Raw genomic sequence first — 17,932 nt, forward strand, 5'->3', positions numbered from 1 at the left:
CTTATAAACTTTTTTGACGCTTATTTTAAAAAATCAGGGTCTTTATAAGCCGGGTTTGGATAATCATAAAAACCCTTCCCCACTTCAAACCCTGTGCGACCTTTATCAATCAGTTCGGTTTGCAGTTTTTGGATAAATCGCTCGGCAGTTTTTGAGCCTGTTTTGGCTTTTTGCTGGCTGATATTAACAATGGTATTAACCCCTACGATATCCATCATGGCAAACGGTCCCATCGGTGCACCTGTGCCAATCATCCAAGTTTTGTCAACGGTCTGGGGATCGGCAATGTCATTGGCATACAAGTGCATACCGGCATTTAAGAAAGGCACCAATAGGGTATTTAAGATATAGCCAGGCTGTTCTTTATTGAGTGGTAACACCACCATGCCGATGGCTTTGGCATAAGCAACAATGCTGTCAAATACTGCCGGGTCAGTATGCGCTGAGCCCATGACTTCTGCGGTGTTGTTCACCCAGATACGGTTGGCAAAGTGTAACGCCAAAAATTTATCAGGACGACCTGTGGCTTCGACCATTTGGCTAGGAATCAACGTTGAGCTGTTACTGGCAAAAATCGTGTCACTTGGGGCTACACTTGCCAGGGCCTTATAAAATTCATTTTTGATATCAAGGATTTCTGGTAAGGCTTCGATGACCAAATCAGCCTGTGCCACCGCTTCGCCTAAGTCAGTCACATAGCGAATCGCATCGGTGATTACTTGGGCTTGTGCTGGGCTTTTGTCATAGAATTTGGCATAGATGGGCATGAGTTTTACGATGCGCTCTTTGACCTTTTCGGGTTCTTTATCAAAGATTGTGACGTTAAAGCCAAAAAAGGCATTTTGCATGGCGATTTGAGAACCCAGTACGCCGCCGCCGGCTACCGTCACCTGCTTGATGGATGAAGTATTTGCTGTTGTCATGATTTATTCCTTTAAATCGCTATGATAGTTTGCAAGTTATTGTAGCGGATTTTGGCTGGTATGCCTACCTCACCAATATAGACTGACAAGGCAACACCATATTGCCCGCCAAAAAAAGTTACTCGCCAAAAAAAATTAGCCGCCAAAAAAAAAGCCAAACTATGACGTTTGGCTTTTTTTGAAAAATAATTAAAAAATTATTGCAACATGAGGTATTCAAACGCACTGAGTGCCGCTTTACTACCTTCGCCCATCGCAATATTAATTTGCTTAAATGGCACGGTAGTGACATCACCACAGGCAAAAATTCCGGGTTTGTTGGTTTGGCATTTCTCATTGATTTCAATTTCACCAAATTTGGTCACCTGTACCAAATCTTTGACCACTTCCGAGTTTGGCACCAGTCCGATTTGCACAAAGATAGCAGATAATGGCAATTCTTTGTTTTCACCGGTGGTACGGTCTTGGTAAATTAGCGAACTGACTTTACCATCAGTTGCTTTAACCTCTTGGCTCGCTACACTTGTCATGATATCGATATTATCGCGCTCTTTGGCTTTATTAATCAATACTTGGTCTGCTTTGAGCGTGTCAGCAAATTCTAACACGGTCACGTGTTTGACAATGCCTGCTAGGTCAATTGCCGCTTCAATCCCTGAGTTACCGCCGCCCACAACAGCCACGTCCTTACCTTTAAAGAACGGACCATCACAGTGCGGACAATACGCGACGCCACTACCGATATTTTCGTCTTCACCTTTGATATTAAGCTTACGCCATTTTGCCCCCGTCGCTACGATAATCGCACGAGTGCTAAAACTTTCACCGGTATTGAGCGTAATTTGGTAGGTTAGCTTATCCTCGCCTTGCTCATTCATTTGTGCAGAATTTTCGGTGATGGATGTCACGCTTACCATTTCTTTGACCGTGATACTATAAGCGGTGATATGTTTGACAAAATTGGCAGATAATTCATTACCATTGGTCAATGGGATTGAAATCAAGTTTTCGATATCTTGGGTATCTTTCACTTGCCCACCGATACGATCAGCCACCATGGCCACTTTTAAGCCTTTACGTGCCACATAAATGGCTGCCGCCACGCCCGCAGGTCCGCCACCGATGATGGTCACATCTTGCTGCTCAAGCTGTTCGGCTGCTGCTGCAACACTCATCAAATCTGGATATTGCTGTTGCAGTTTCTCGATGAGTTTGGCAGTGTCAATTTTACCATTGGCAAAAGGTTTACCATTTAAATATACCGCAGGTACGCCTTGGATATTGCGCTCGTTAATCATGTCTTGGAACACACCACCATCAATCATTTCATTGCTGATGTTGTCATTGAGTAACGCAAATTGGTTTAGCGCTTGCACCACGTCAGGACAGTTGTGGCAAGACAACGAGACGAAAGTTTCAAATTTTAGCGGTTGTTTAATCGCCTTAATGATATTTTGAATACCTGGGTCAAGTTTGAGCTCACTGCCACCTGATTGTAAAATAGCCAAAATCAATGAGGTAAACTCGTGACCACCTGGAATACCACTAAAAATGATACCCGTATCTTTGTCTTGGCTACGGATTTTAAAACTCATCGGTGATAGATTGGCATCGAATTGTTGACTCAAACTAATCTTATCAGTAGTGCCTGCAATTTGGGTCAAAAAATCCACCAGTTCAGCGCGCTGTTCATGTTCACCCTCACCCAACACAAACTCAATCGGGCGAGTCATACGTTCGCTATAACTTTTTACTGCATCTAATAAACCTTGATCTAACATAGTATTTTCCTTCTAGTCATTGGGTAAGTCATTGTGTTAACCTTATTATTGTGATTTTTGTGGGCTTTGACAATCTAAGAAAGTTGATAGCTATGTTTTAAAAAACAAAACGTTTATTATTTTATATAACAAAATATTAATAGATAAATTACTTAAGTGCATTGATAATGTGGCTTTTCCCCCTCACCAATTGTTACCGATTAGCGTATAGTCAACCCTACAATTTTTCGTTACAATGCTAATAAGACAAATGCAATATACCAACTCAATCAAATTTGTCTTATGTATTGACCCCCTTGCATTATTTTTCACATCCAACCAAAAAAGGAAAGGACTATGTTTCCAGAACATCGCGAACTTATTAGCAAACTAAAAACTTCTGATAAACACTTTGAAAAATTATTTGATAAACACAACGAATTAGATGCTCAAATCATTAACCTAGAAAAAGATCCTGTTGCAGCAGGCAGCCGTGACGACGAAATTGAAGTATTAAAAAAACAAAAACTGCAATTAAAAGATGAAATCTACAAAATCTTAGAAGACAATAAAAATAAATAAGTTCTAAGCTAAGTTCGATTTTATTGACTAAGCCCTGTTCGTTGTGACAGGGCTTTTGCTATTGATAGCGAGTGTAAGGCTTAAATCAACCAATTAACCCTACTATGAAAAAAATTGGACTGTAAAAAAATTGGTTTAAGCGTGGCTGACGGCACTATTTTTTTGTAGATATATTAACCAAGAAGCATAATAGCATCGTCACCATAATCACCGGCAAGGTATTCCCGATATCGAGTGGATGGGCAAGCCAATAACGATACAAGCAAAAACCAATCGCCCAGACAATCAAATTTTTGACATTAAAACGCTGTTTGATACCACTATTTTTTAAAATAAAAAAGTCCACAATTTGAATGGCTGCCATTGGCGCAAACACCGAGCCTAAAAAGTATAAAAATTCAGTGATATCATCCATGGGAAACAGCATCGCTGCGATGGCACAGATGAGGGTAATGCCAATTGCCAAGCCTTTTTCTGGAAGTTTTTGCCACAGCGAGACACCCGACACGCCTGCCGAGTACGCATCCAAAAACGTGGTTGTCACCGTCGCAAGTACAATCAACAATAACCCAGTCACGCCCAATCCAAGCTGTAACAGCATTTGGGCAAAATCCGACGTTTGGGTATACAACGCCATGCCCAGTCCAATCGCATACATCCACGCACTCATCACCCCATAGCTCACGGTGCTCACGAGCGTCGCTTGCAAAGGTTTTTGCGCATGGCGAGTATAATCACTCACCAGTGGCAACCATGATAATGGCATAATGACCGCGAGCTCCACCGCTGCCCCAAAGCTCATCGCTGCTGCCACGTCTTTTGTCGCTGCCACATCCCCAGCGCCTAACTTAAATAATTTAAACGACAAAATAAGCGTTAACATAAATAACCCAGCTACCGCCAACGCATTGATTTTGCCAAAGAAGCGATTGCCCATCCACAGCCACAACACAATCAGCGCACCAATCACGCCACACCAGGCCGCTTGTCCGATAGCCCAAATCCCATTGACCGCCAATGCCCCATCATAAATCATGATGGCTGTCCAGCCGACCAACTGCACAACATTTAGCAAAGCAAAAAGCATCCCACCTTGAAAACCAAAACTACCCTTCACCGTTTCCATGGCACTTTTGCGTTGGGTTGCCCCAATATAGCCGACTAGAAAAAATAGCACCCCGCCTATCATATGCCCAATGACGATGGCTAACAAACCACGCTCCCACCCCAACGGAGCAAGGTAGGTGCCCGTCAAAATCTCAGCGATTGACACGGCTGCCCCTGCCCACAGCAAGGCGTAATGGCTACTTGTCGTCTGACTGCCAGTTTGGTGGGTGGTTTGTGCGCTATCCATGGTTATTCTCTCAAACTTCAAAGAAGCTGATTTTATCATTGTTAACAACAGTAGTTGAATAAAAAAAACCCCAAATCTTTCAATTTGAGGTTTTTAATTTTATCTAATTGTCAGTCAATGAAACATTGGACCATCAATATTAGATTTTACCTACTAAATCTAGGCTTGGTTTTAAGGTTTCTTTACCTTTTTCCCATGCCGCTGGACATACTTCACCGTCGTTGTCACGCACGTATTGAGCCGCTTGGATTTTACGGATTAAGTCTTTGGCAGAACGACCGATACCTAAGTCATGAATTTCTGCCACTTTGATTTTACCGTCTGGGTCTACCAAGAAAGTACCACGAAGGGCAGCGTTGTCTTCTTCAATCATCACGTTAAAGCCGCGGGTGATTTTACCAGTACCGTCGCCAAGCATTGGGTATTTTACTTTAGCGATTGCAGGTGACGCATCTGCCCATGCTTTGTGTACAAAATGGGTGTCTGTCGATACCGCATACACTTCCGCGCCTAATGCTTTGATTTCTTCGTAATGGTCTGCCATGTCTTCAAGTTCAGTTGGGCAAACAAAAGTAAAGTCATGTGGGTAGAAGAAAAACACTGCCCATTTGCCTTTAACGTCATCTGATGATATTTCTTTGAATTCACCATTCACATATGCTTGAGTTTTGAATTCTGGAATGGTTTGGTTAATAATTGCAGCCATGGATTTTTCCTTATATAAGCTATTGTTGTGGTTAAAAATTTAGCAACATCACCATTTGACAAAGCCAAATCAGTGAGTGCTATATTGATAACACAAATTTGATGTCATTGGCAACCTAGCTTTTTAGGCTTCTAGCTTTTTAGGCTATAGTCGGTTGTTATTTTTTACACACCAAACGTTGTTATCGATGGGTCTATCTTAGTACAATTTAAGATTCAGTCTAGTTTAAAGTTTTTAATTTATTGATTAATTTTTTAAATTAACCTTGCTAGTTATGTCTTATAGTTTCAATCTTTAGGCTATCTTGTAATTATTTTGAAAGGCTCGATAATGAGTTTACTGTCAAGACCAAATTAATGATAGATTAAAAAAGATTCCCCTCGTAAAAGCACACAAAAATGGTAAACTAAATTTGAAATGATTCGGTTAATTGAAGCTTTTAGCATGCATCTTTTGCGTGTTGTTTGCTAGGGTAGCCGTCAGTTTTTTTACCTTTTCATCTTTTTATTTATCTTTAACTAAAACGCGTTAGCGAAGATTTTACGCTATTTTAAAGGTTAAAATTCAAACCATGATTACATTACGACAATTAGAATTTGCATTGGCAGTTGCCAAATACAAGCATTTTAAACGGGCAGCAGAAGAGTGTAATATCTCACAATCTGCTTTAAGCTTGGGGATTGCAGAGCTGGAAAAGCAGCTTGACACCCAAATTTTTGAGCGTAACAACAAACAAGTGCTAATCACCCCGATTGGGGAAGAAATTCTTGAGCGAGCTACGCGGATATTTGCCGAAGTCAATGATTTGGTGACCCGCGCCCAGACGCACCAAACCCCACTCGCCTACCCGATGACGATTGGTATCATCCCAACCATTGCGCCGTTTTTGCTGCCCAAGGTATTGCCGCTACTGCGCCAACAATTCCCACAGTTTCAGCTCAATGTGGTAGAAGAACAAACTGAGCGATTGCTTGAAAAAGTCCGTTATGGCGCGATTGATACCGCCATTATTGCGCTGCCTTACAATACTGACGGCTTGTTATCATTTGAGTTTTGGTCAGAGACGTTTTTGGCGGTATTTGCTAAAGAAAGTAAACATGCCAACTTACCTAGCATCAATGCCGATGAGTTAGCCAACAGTAACTTGATGCTGCTAGGCGAAGGACATTGTTTGACCGATCATGCGCTATCGGTATGTCATTTGGATAAAAGCCGCGTCAAACACGCCTTTAGTGAAGCAAGCCTGCATACGTTAATTCAAATGGCTATCAGCGGTATGGGCACCACGCTAGTGCCGCAAATGGCAGCTGGGCAAGTGCGCCAGCAAACTGCCAATGTGTCGTTAGTGCCGCTCAATGAAGCCGGTCCGCATCGCCGCTTGGCGTTTGTCACCCGTCTCAACTATGCGCGGGTCGATGATGTTAATCTATTGGGTCGCTTGTTTGCCCAAGGATTACACGATAGCGAATTGGCGTCTGCCTCGCTAGCCACCGCAGATTCTGAGTCCATGACTTCAGCGAAGCCCGCCACAGAGGCATAATTTTTTATGCTCACTTTATTACATACATCAGATTGGCATTTGGGTCGTAGGCTTTATGGTAAGCCACGCTACGATGAATTTAAGCAGTTTTTAGACTGGCAGTTACAGACGCTGCGTGAGCAAAAAGTCGATGTGCTACTGATTGCAGGGGATATTTTTGATACCACCGCACCCAGCAACCAAGCGCAAAATTTATATTATGATTTTTTAAGTCAAGTCTGCCATACCGATTGCCGCCATGTGATTATCGTAGCAGGCAACCATGATTCAGCCAGTTTTTTGGAGGCACCCAAACAGCTACTCAAAGCCTTTAACATCCATATCATCGGTAGTATGACAGACACGCCGACTGATGAAGTGATTACGTTATCAGATAAAGCAGGGCAACCTGAGCTCATTGTCATGGCAGTTCCCTACTTGCGTGACCGTGATGTGCGAACCGTCGGGCATGGCGAACGCCTTGATGATAAAGAACGCAAACTTGCCCAAGGCATCAAAGCCCATTATGCACAGATTGCCGATATTGCGATTGCGCAACAAGCGCAGCTGCAATCCACATATAAGCGTAGCATTCCGATTGTGGCAACAGGACATTTATTTACTGTGGGCGGGCAAACGATGGAAGGCGATGGGGTGCGTGATTTGTATGTCGGCTCACTGGGTAGTATCGGTGCTGAGATTTTTCACCCGCACATTGACTATGTAGCGCTTGGGCATTTGCATATTCCGCAAGCGGTTGGCGGACAACCACACATCCGTTATGCTGGCTCACCGATTGCCATGGGCTTTGGTGAAAGTCGCCAGCAAAAACAAGTGCATTTGCTACGATTTGATGCCAACCCTGACCTACTATCTCAGCCATTACAGACTTTAACCATTCAAAAAAAACCGCTTGTCTCTGCGCCAACCCCTGTCAAAAAACGCAAAAGGGTGAGCCATACGTCGATGGATTTATTTGCGGATGAAGAGTTGACTGAATCATCCATGCTTGAAGCGCTAAATACAGAGGCTGATATTAACGCAGAGGTTGATGCACAAGCGAGCCATAAAGCAGGATATGATACACCCAGTTATTATCTAAGTGGGCAACTTAGTGGACAGCCTTACAATATAGCCAAGCTTAGCGATACTACCCTCCTGCAATCACTGCCTGTTCCTGTGTTCCAACCCATACAAACGCTCAAGGGCGATTGGCAAACCATCAAAACTAGCTTACACAGCCTAAAAAACGCCCAACAATCGGTTTGGCTGGAAGTGGTGTATGACGGGGAAGAAGTCGTGGGTGATTTATCAGAAAAAATTGCAGAACTGGTTAAAGACTCTAGGCTTGAAGTACTACGCATCAAAAATCAGCAAAAACGCGATCAGGTGATGCAAAGCCAGCGCGTGGATGAATCACTTGAAGAATTAAACCCAACACAAGTATTTGAACGCTGCCTCATTGCCCATCAAGTGCTAGAAGAGCAAAAACCCATGCTATGGTCGAGATATACTGAAGTGCTTGAAAGCTTGCAAGGGGGGCAGCAATGAGAATCTTAAAGCTACGCTTTCAAAACCTTAATTCATTGCAAGGCGAATGGGAAATTGACTTTCGCCATGCCGCGTATGCCGATGAAGGTATTTTTGCCATCACAGGCTCGACAGGGGCGGGTAAAAGCACCATTTTAGATGCCATTTGTCTTGCCTTATACGGTGCAACGCCACGCTTGGGCGAGATTACCCAAAGCAAAAATGACCTCATGTCACGCCATACCGGTGAATGTTTGAGTGAAGTGATTTTTGCCACCAAAAGTGGCAGTTATCGCTGTACCTGGCTACAAAAGCGCGCCAGAAAAAACCCCGAAGGCAACTTGCAATCGCCGATGCACGAAATCGCCCCTTTTACCGATGACGCTGCAGATTTACCACCGCTTGAAACCCAAACCAGAAAAACTAGAAAACTGGTCGCTGAATTCACCGGCATGGATTTTGACCGTTTTACCCGTGCCATGCTACTGGCGCAAGGCAGTTTTGCCGCTTTTTTGCAAGCCAATAGCGATGAGCGCTCCAATCTGCTCGAAGAAATCACCGGCACTGAAATCTATGGCGATATCTCAAAAAAAGTACACGAGTTTAAAACCCAATCAGATGCTGAACTTAAGACGCTTACCGATCGCTTATCAGGCATGACGGTGTTATCTGATGAAGAAGTACAAAGCCTAACCTCACAAAAAAATGCTCTGGTTGACATCGTCAATGAAACCAAAACCGCCATGACTAAAATCGAGTCTGATAAGCTATGGCGACAAAACCTTGACGCATACACGCACCAAATCCATAAGCTTGAGCATGAAGCACGCGACCTTGCCGAGCAAGAAAGCCAATTCGCCCCACAAAAAACCCGACTACAGCGCGCACTAAAAGCCCTTGAAGTGTCGGGTGATATTAAAAAACTTGATTATCAGCGCGATTTATTGACTGCACAGCTGAGTGATTTTGCCAGTTACCAACACCAACTACCCACCGCCGAACGCAATTACCAGCTTGCTCAAAAAAACCAAGATGAGCGTCAAGCACAAGCCCAGCAAACCGAAAACGACTGGCAACAGGCCCAAATGTTATTAAACCAAGTGCGCAAGCTTGACACTACCCTTGGGCAAAAAAATCAGTACGCTCAAGAGATTGCGCAGCAGTTGTCACAGCTTAGTGAGCAATTGGCGCATAATGCCCAAAGCATTGATAGTCAGCAGCAGCAGCTTGTTAGCCAGCAAACACAGCGTGAGCAGTTCATCCAAGCGCAGCAGCAAATCCCCCAGGCAACAACCTTGCCTCAAACATTGGCCTCCCTTACCCAACTACAGGAATCTAGCCAAGCACTCAGTGAACAAGCGCAGGCTTTAGTCAACGAACAGCAGCAGTTACAAGGTGATTTTCAGCACAATGAGCAGCAAGCCAGCGCTCTGCAATCACAGCTCACGCAGTTGCAATCACAAATTTCTGAGCATCGACAAAACTTAGAGAGCCAAACCAGTCACTTACATCATCTGACACAAGGGCAGTCGGCAGCAGCATTGCGACAGCAGGTTGAAATTTATTGGCAAACCGACCAGCAGCTTGCCGCCATGCAAAGCGATGTGCAGACTTGGCAAACCAACCTACAACACTATCAACAATTTGCGCAGCAATTAGCCGATGGTCAAACTCAATTGGCTCAGATTGCTAGCCAACGACTAACTAGCGAGCAGCAGCAACAAGCCGCCGAGCAGACTGTCGAATTGTTAAACCGCAACTTGATTTTATTGGCAAAAATTCAAAATTTAACCGAGGAGCGCGATAGATTACGCCATGGCGAACCTTGCCCGCTGTGTGGCTCAACCGCACATCCTTTCGCCACCCATCAGCCCTACACGCCCGATGATACAGAGCAACAATTAGCGATTGCCAAACAACGGCTTGATGACATCAATTGCCGATTACAGCAGTTATTGCTTGAAGAGCATGCACTCACAAATAACCAGCAACAGCGCAATGAACATTTGCAGCATTTACAGTCACACAATCAACGTTTATTAAATCAATTACAGCTTGCCAGCCAACACCTTATACATGCTCAGCCTGTACAACAGGCAATTGAAGCATTAGCGTCCGTTATAACCCCTAACGCTGATAATGATATAGCCCACCAAGCCCTTCAAACATTGGCGACGATAATCCAGACTCAACAAACCAACAATCAGCAGGCTTTGGCAGCACTGCAAGATTCACTGATGCAAATCGAAGCCGTACAATCCGAGCAGCAGCAAACCCAGCAGCAATTAGCAAAACTGAGCGAGCAATACCATGAGGTTTTGCAGCAACAAACCGTGCTACAAAATCAGCAGCAACATCGCCAAGACAGAATCCGCGATATTGATGCCCAGCAATTGGTTATCGCCGATAAACAACATCAAATAATGCAGCGCATCGACAAGTTGCTGATGCCGTTTGCAACGCGCGACCGCACTTTTAGTTTTGCTACCACACAGGATGTGAATGCCCAATTAAATCAGCATATCGATACCCTTGCGCAACTTTTACAGCGCTATCAGGGATTAGAAACTAAGCTTAGCCATATCAATGAAACCATCACAGGGATTGAGCAAGCGCTCACCCGATTGGTGGCAGATCAGCAACATCTAACCCAAAATCAACACCAAGTCCGTCAGCGACAGCAAGCGCTGTCGCAAGAAATTAGTGACCTACAGGTGCAGCGATACGCCTTGTTTGGCGAACAAGCGGTAGACATCGTCTCTCACGCGTTAATCCAAGCAAAAAATCAGGCTTTGCAGGATTATCAAACCAGCCAAACAGCCTTTCATGAGCAGCTAAGTCAGCTGCAGATTTTGCAACAACAAATCGCATCTTTGACCACTAGCACCACCCAACTAAAAACCGCCCAGCAAAGCCTACAAGCCGACATCCAGCAGCGTTTTGCGACATTGGGTTTTGTGGATGACGCCGATTATCGCACTGCGGTGTTGGTTGATACCGAGCGGGAACGCTTACAACAGCTTGCTAATCAACTCCATGATAGCCAACAGCGCAATCATAACCTACTGTCTGAAGCCAAACGCATACAGCAGCAGTTACTTGATAACCCCCAGACTGCGCTGTCACTTGAGCAATTGCTTGATGCGCTTGGGCAATTGCAACAGCAATTTAGCGAGCAGCAAAAACAATTGGGCGCCGTTGAACAGCAGCTAGTAGCCAATGAAGCCCTTAAACAAAACCAACAGCAACTATTAGATGCCATCAACCAACAACGCAACCATACCGAAGAATGGAAAGTATTGCATCAGTTGATTGGTTCAAGCGATGGCAAAAAATTCCGTAACTTTGCCCAAGGCTTGACCTTTAATATCATGGTTGCCCATGCCAATGAGCAGCTCAAAAAAATGAGCGACCGCTATTTGCTGATAGCTGATAGCGAGCAGCCCTTGATGCTTAATGTGATGGACAATTACCAAGGCGGGCAAATCCGCACTAGTAAAAATCTATCAGGCGGTGAAAGTTTTATTATCAGCTTGTCGCTTGCATTGGGACTGTCAAATATGGCCAGTCACCGCATGCAAGTAGATTCGCTGTTTTTGGATGAAGGTTTTGGTACGCTCGATGAAGAAGCACTCGATGTAGCGCTCGACACCCTAACCAACCTACAGCAATCGGGCAAGCTCATTGGCGTGATTTCCCATATTCAGGCGCTGAAAGATAGAATCAGCAGTCAAATCCAAGTAGTGCCGCAAACAGGGGGCATCAGTAAAATTATCGGTGCCGGTATTACCAAGATTAGTTGACGCAGTCTAGTCTTGGTTAAGCCAAGTAAAGCCAAATCAAGTTAAGATAAGTTAAGATAAGTTAAGATAAGTTAAGATAAGCTAAGCTAATAAGCTAAGCGGTGCGGCAAACCCATCGTAACAATCGATTTATAAACCGATTCATCTTGCTGTCATGTCATTGGGTAATACTACTTCAATGTTTACCGCTCGCTTAATCAAAACCTGAGTGCTCAGTGTTATTTACGTCAACTCATAAGGGCAACACGATGTTAACCAAACTTTCGCAGCTTTTAGCACAAGGGCGTTTTGTCTCCCCTGTCCCTGCCGTAGTGGTGCACCCTACTACCGATATCATCTTGCAATCTTGTATCCAAGCACATCAGCACCACATCATCACCCCGATTTTGGTCGGTCCAAAATACAAAATCGAAAAAGCCGCTACTGACGCCAATTTAGATATTTCAGGCTTTACGTTAGTGGATGCTGAGCATAGCCATGACGCGGTTGAAATCGCCGCAAAAATGGTTCGTGAACAGCAAGCCGACTTTATCATCAAAGGTTCGGTGCATACCGATGAGTTAATGGGTGTCTTGGTCGATAAAACCCAAAATCTACGCACCGAGCGTCGTATGAGCCACGTGTGGTTAATGGAAAGTCCCACGTATCACAAACTTTTGACCTTGACCGATTGTGCACTCAACGTGGTGCCAGATTTGCTGACCAAAAAAGACATTTTGCAAAATGCGATTGATTTTGCGCACGCGCTGGACATTGAGCAGCCTAAAGTAGCCATCTTGGCAGCGGTTGAAGAAGTTAAACCGCAAATGCAATCGACCATTGATGCCGCGGCGTTATGCAAAATGGCAGACCGTGGTCAAATCACCGGTGCATTGCTTGATGGGCCACTAGCGTTTGACAATGCGATTAGCCAACAGTCTGCGGATATCAAACATATCCACTCCCCTGTCACCGGCGATGTCGATATTTTACTGGTACCTGACTTAGAAGCGGGCAATATGCTAGGTAAACAGTTAATTTATTTGGGCGAAGCCAAAGCCGCTGGTATTGTCATGGGTTCAAAAGTGCCGATTGTGTTGACCAGCCGTTCGGATGACGAACTCGACCGCCTGTATTCTATTGCCCTTGGTGCCTACGTTGCGCAAAAGCGTAAACAAGCTTGATGTGAATTAAGGTGACTAGCATGAACGATTCTGTCATGAGGCATACTGACTCGACTCACCCGATTGTGGTAACCTTTAACGTGGGTTCAGCGACTATCAAAATGGCGGCGTATGACACCGCTAAGGCAGTCGATTCATCCCCGCTCGCGTGGTCACCCTTGTTTGATGTCAATATCAATCTAAAAACCAAAAACAAAGTCTGGCACGCCATGCCACAATCTTTGTCTGACTGGGAACCCCAAGATAGCCTTACAGACACCGCGGTAAGCTTGTTTACTCGTGTTAGACAGGCCTTTCCCGCGCGTGACATTGTCTGTATCCACCGAGTGGTTCATGGTGGCAAACGCTATCATGTTCCTGTGGTGATCAACGAGACAGTGATGGCGCATTTGGTGGAGTTATCACCGATTTGTCCGCTACATCAGCCTCCTGCCCTATCTGTGGTCAACGCGCTGCAAGCCATGGATAAAAACCTGGTGCACATCGCTGCCTTTGATACCGCCTTTCACTACCATCGCCCAGAGATTTGGTCTAGCTATGCGCTGCCAAAAACGCTGCGCGATCAAGGCGTGCGCTGTTATGGCTTTCATGGTTTATCGTATCAGGCGATTATGCGTAAACTTGAAACTTATCTCCCAAAGATTGCCAAAAAACGCTTAATCATCGCGCATTTGGGTAGTGGCTGTAGTATCACCGCGGTCGACAATGGCGAGTCGAAAGACAGTACCTTTGGCTTTAGTGGATTAGATGGCGTACCAATGGGTACCCGTCCGGGTCATTTGGATTCTGGGGTGATTTTATATATGGTCGAGCAAGGTTGGACGCTCGAGCAAATGAACCAATGCCTATATAAAGAGTCGGGTTTGCTTGGTTTATCTGAAATTAGCAATGACGTGCGTGATTTGCTCGCTAGCGATGACCCACGCGCCAAATTTGCATTGGCGTATTTTGCCACGCATGCCGCCAAAGAAATCGCAAGCCTGATGGTTAGTATGAAAGGCTGTGATGCGCTTATCTTTACCGCAGGTATAGGTGAACAGTCGGCAATTATCCGTCAGATGATTGTCGAACAACTCGATTTTTTAGGTTTTAGTCTGGATGCGGATAAAAATATCGATGGCCGTATTGATGTGCCGATTTTACGAATCAACTCAGATGATGACAAACAAATTTATGTCATATTGACCGATGAGCAACTTGAATTGGCCTTATCACTTGAGCATGCAATCACGATCGAAACTGATGCGTAAAAGCTACTAACTCTTTACTTATGTCCACAATAGCGCATCAGATATAACCGATTTTTATCTATTCCCTACTTTCATTGTAGGTTTGATTATGTTATTACAAATATTAACATAAATTATGATTGTTTTTTACTTTTAAGCGAGTAATAAGGTTTAATTTAGCATTTTTTCATGATATTGTAATATCAAGCAAACATACTATGCTTAAAGCTTATCACATTCATTTTAGTGATATTTTTGATTAAAAGATGGATTGTAATTTGGTGGTGTTTAAACCTTTCTTGTTTTTTCTGATAGCCTAATGAGGTCAATTATGAACAACGATTTTATGGATAAAATGAAAGATAGTTCACGTCAACTGTATGCACCATGGTCACGCTTCAACCAAGCGATGTTACGAAATGCAGAAAAAATGACAGACTTTTCTTTAGAAACAATGCGTCATTACTCAGAAATGGGTCTTGAGCAACTTCGCAATGTTTCTTCTGTTGACTCTCCAGAAGCGGCTTCAAGCTTCAACCAAAAACAAACTGAGCTGCTCAACCAATTGGGTCAAAAAATGTTGTCAGATGCACAGCGTTTGACTGAGCTTGGCAACGAAATCCGTAATGAAGTCATGTCAGCGATGAATGAAATCTACAGCCAAAATGCATCAAGCATGCAAGATGCCATGCAAAGCGCCGCTAGCAACGCATCAAAAACGGCAGAAGACTTTAACCGCAAAGTAAACGAAAACATGCACAAAGCGGCAAACCAAATGTCAGAAGCGGTTAAACAAACCACCCAAAACATGAACAAAGCTGCGACTAACGTGACTGCTGCGGCAACCCGCACCGCTAATGATGCAGCACAAACACAAAATAGCGAAGCGGTAAAACCTGCAGCAAAAACAACCCCTGCAGCAAAATAATCAGTTTGATGCATCGTAGTCATTCTTAAGACTGTATCATTTATAAACAGCTATTTATGTTTTACCTGATAGATGAATGGCGGCTTATGAATTTATAAAAGTGGTGGATTAGACAGATGCCTAATCCACCATATTTTTAAGTAAGCGTGTATATTCACAACGAATTCTTATCAAGCACATTATAATAACGGGATTTATCATGGCAGACAATAAAGACACCCAATATCAAGGAGCGAATGCCCATTCCTCAAGCGACAATGCTTCAAATAGCGCTTCAAATAGCAATACTTCCAATACCCAAGGCGCAGAGAATACCAATACCACCAATGCTTTTGGCTACACGCCATTTGCCAATTTTCCGTTTGGCAATAATGCATTTGGTTTTGGTAGCAATCCTTTTAACAACTTTGCAACCAACGCCTTTGATCTGCCGCAAAATCCGCTGGATTTTTTGAGTAAAACCAATCCGTTTGTTCACATGGCCTCTAGTATTCCGCCTTACAATCCTGCGGTTGGTGAATTCTATAGCGAATTTTTTGGTAATATGACCAAACTGAGCCAACAAATTGCACAGCAGTCGATGCGTGCCAACCAAGCGCCGCAGTACACCAATACCTCCATCATGATGGACTTAATGGATGGCTGGCGTAAAATGGGTCAAATGGTGACCAATCACCCAGGCACGATGGTTGAAGACCAATTGCAGTTGTTCAAAGACCAAATGCACTTGTGGCAAAACACGCTACAGCAATTTGCCGGTAAAAAAATCGACCCAGTGGCAAGCCCTGAAAAAGGCGATAAACGGTTTAATGATGAAGAATGGGAAGACAATCCTATTTTTAACTTCCTCAAACAGTATTATTTATTAACCACCCAAGCGATGATGGATGCGATTGATGGCGTTGAAGGCATTGATGAAAAAACCCGTCAACGTTTGGCTTTTTTTACCCGCCAATGGATCAATGCAGTAGCCCCAACCAACTTCTTAATGACCAACCCAGAAGTACTACGTTTGACCATCGAAAGTCGGGGTCAAAATTTGGTTCAAGGTATGAAGCAGTTGGCTGAGGACATGGGTAACAGCGCTGATACACTCAATATCCGTATGACTGACCAGAGTGCGTTCCGAGTGGGTGATAATATCGCCACTTCAAAAGGAAAAGTGGTATTTGAAAACCACATGATGCAGCTTATCCAGTATGACCCTTTAACCGAAAAAGTAAAACAACGTCCGTTGCTTATGGTGCCACCTTGGATCAACAAATTCTACATCATGGACTTACGTGAGAACAACTCGTTTGTACATTGGGCTGTCAACGAAGGTCATACGGTTTATGTGATCTCTTGGGCGAACCCGACGCCTGAGTACAAAAATGTTGGCATGAGCACTTACATGAAAGACGGTGTGCTTGCAGCGATGGATCAAATTGAAGCCATCACAGGTGAAAAAACCATCAATATTACAGGTTATTGTATTGGGGGTATGTTGACCGCATTGACACTAGGCTATCTTGCCGCGACCAAGCAAGAAAGCCGCATTGCCAGTGCGACACTTTGGGCGACTATTATTGACTTCTCAGATCCAGGTGATATCGGTGTCTTTATCGATGACAAAATCGTTGCGGCGATTGACAAGCAAAACGCTGACAAAGGCGTGTTTGATGGTCGCATGATGGGCGTGTCATTTAGCCTACTCCGTGAGAACAGCCTATACTGGAACTACTACGTACAAAACTACCTAAAAGGTGAGCGTCCTGTACCTTTTGACTTGTTATACTGGAACTCAGACTGTACCAACGTGACCGCTGCGCTGCACCATTTTCTACTGCGTGAGTTCTATATCAACAACTTGCTGCGTAAACCGGGTGGGGTTGAAATTGACGGCGTGAAAATTGACTTATCAAAAGTTAAAATTCCCGTGTTTATGGTCGCAACCTTGCAAGACCACATCGCAAAATGGAAAAGCTGTTACCCAGGCACGCAAGTATTCGGTGGTGAAAAAGTCTTTGTATTGGGGGAATCAGGTCATATTGCAGGTATCATGAACCCCCCAGGTAGCAAATATGGTTACTACACCAATGATAACTACACTGCGGACGCTGACCAATGGTACAAAGACGCCACCTATGTTAAAGACACATGGTGGACAAGATGGCATGACTGGATCAAACCATTTGAGGGCAACGAAATCAATGCCCGTGTTGTCGGTCAAAATAGCCAAGGTAAAGAAATCCCAACCTATGGCGATGCCCCAGGTAGCTATGTCACGGTCAAAGCGACTGAAGCCTTAACGGGTCATAACTTTGCAGAAGCTTACCGTTCACAATTACCACCAGTATAATATATCGTTACCACACAACATCCCGTGATTGCCTAGCCTATCACGGGCTTTTTATGAAATAGCCAAATCGCCCATCAGCTACATAGATTTGCTA

12 protein-coding genes are annotated in these 17,932 nt (G+C 44.1%); 8 read left to right on the forward strand and 4 right to left on the reverse strand.

All coding sequences use genetic code 11. The annotated features are described in order from the left end of the window. Positions 1 to 20 precede the first annotated feature (20 nt). Positions 21 to 923, reverse strand: coding sequence for a 3-hydroxyacyl-CoA dehydrogenase (locus RNZ41_RS08245; protein ID WP_007116422.1), 903 nt, complete (start codon positions 921 to 923; stop codon positions 21 to 23). A gap of 197 nt (positions 924 to 1,120) precedes the next feature. After that, on the reverse strand, positions 1,121 to 2,704 hold the full coding sequence (gene ahpF, locus RNZ41_RS08250; RefSeq protein ID WP_314027055.1) for an alkyl hydroperoxide reductase subunit F: 1,584 nt from the start codon (positions 2,702 to 2,704) through the stop codon (positions 1,121 to 1,123). 336 nt (positions 2,705 to 3,040) lie between these two features. Between ahpF and RNZ41_RS08255 the strand changes: the two genes are divergently transcribed. Next, on the forward strand, positions 3,041 to 3,265 hold the full coding sequence (locus RNZ41_RS08255) for an HP1242/YdcH family protein (RefSeq protein ID WP_314027056.1): 225 nt from the start codon (positions 3,041 to 3,043) through the stop codon (positions 3,263 to 3,265). Between the two features lie 154 nt (positions 3,266 to 3,419). On the opposite strand, the gene cytX is transcribed toward RNZ41_RS08255, so the two are convergent. Continuing rightward, on the reverse strand, positions 3,420 to 4,619 hold the full coding sequence (gene cytX / locus RNZ41_RS08260; RefSeq protein ID WP_314027057.1) for a putative hydroxymethylpyrimidine transporter CytX: 1,200 nt from the start codon (positions 4,617 to 4,619) through the stop codon (positions 3,420 to 3,422). A gap of 139 nt (positions 4,620 to 4,758) precedes the next feature. Further along, positions 4,759 to 5,325: an alkyl hydroperoxide reductase subunit C gene (ahpC, locus tag RNZ41_RS08265; RefSeq protein ID WP_076774574.1), complete on the reverse strand. Its 567-nt coding sequence runs from the start codon at positions 5,323 to 5,325 to the stop codon at positions 4,759 to 4,761. 571 nt (positions 5,326 to 5,896) lie between these two features. Between ahpC and RNZ41_RS08270 the strand changes: the two genes are divergently transcribed. From RNZ41_RS08270 to phaC, 7 genes are all read left to right on the forward strand, one after another. Beyond that, positions 5,897 to 6,865: a hydrogen peroxide-inducible genes activator gene (locus RNZ41_RS08270; RefSeq protein ID WP_314027058.1), complete on the forward strand. Its 969-nt coding sequence runs from the start codon at positions 5,897 to 5,899 to the stop codon at positions 6,863 to 6,865. Between the two features lie 6 nt (positions 6,866 to 6,871). Further along, a complete protein-coding gene (locus RNZ41_RS08275; protein ID WP_314027059.1) occupies positions 6,872 to 8,395 on the forward strand; it encodes an exonuclease SbcCD subunit D C-terminal domain-containing protein in 1,524 nt (507 codons plus the stop codon). After that, positions 8,392 to 12,177 (forward strand): SbcC/MukB-like Walker B domain-containing protein, encoded by a 3,786-nt coding sequence (locus RNZ41_RS08280; protein ID WP_314027060.1) that lies wholly within the window; start codon positions 8,392 to 8,394, stop codon positions 12,175 to 12,177. Before RNZ41_RS08275 ends, RNZ41_RS08280 begins: the two co-directional genes overlap by 4 nt. 248 nt (positions 12,178 to 12,425) lie before the next feature. Beyond that, positions 12,426 to 13,340, forward strand: coding sequence for a bifunctional enoyl-CoA hydratase/phosphate acetyltransferase (locus tag RNZ41_RS08285; protein WP_314027061.1), 915 nt, complete (start codon positions 12,426 to 12,428; stop codon positions 13,338 to 13,340). Between the two features lie 20 nt (positions 13,341 to 13,360). After that, positions 13,361 to 14,590: an acetate/propionate family kinase gene (locus RNZ41_RS08290; protein ID WP_314027062.1), complete on the forward strand. Its 1,230-nt coding sequence runs from the start codon at positions 13,361 to 13,363 to the stop codon at positions 14,588 to 14,590. Between the two features lie 310 nt (positions 14,591 to 14,900). Next, a complete protein-coding gene (locus tag RNZ41_RS08295) occupies positions 14,901 to 15,497 on the forward strand; it encodes a phasin family protein (RefSeq protein WP_314027063.1) in 597 nt (198 codons plus the stop codon). 199 nt (positions 15,498 to 15,696) lie between these two features. Then, on the forward strand, positions 15,697 to 17,838 hold the full coding sequence (gene phaC, locus RNZ41_RS08300) for a class I poly(R)-hydroxyalkanoic acid synthase (RefSeq protein ID WP_314027064.1): 2,142 nt from the start codon (positions 15,697 to 15,699) through the stop codon (positions 17,836 to 17,838). Positions 17,839 to 17,932: the final 94 nt, after the last annotated feature.

Origin of the sequence: Moraxella sp. DOX410 (genome assembly GCF_032248735.1) — a bacterium.
Lineage (GTDB): Bacteria > Pseudomonadota > Gammaproteobacteria > Pseudomonadales > Moraxellaceae > Faucicola > Faucicola tetraodonis.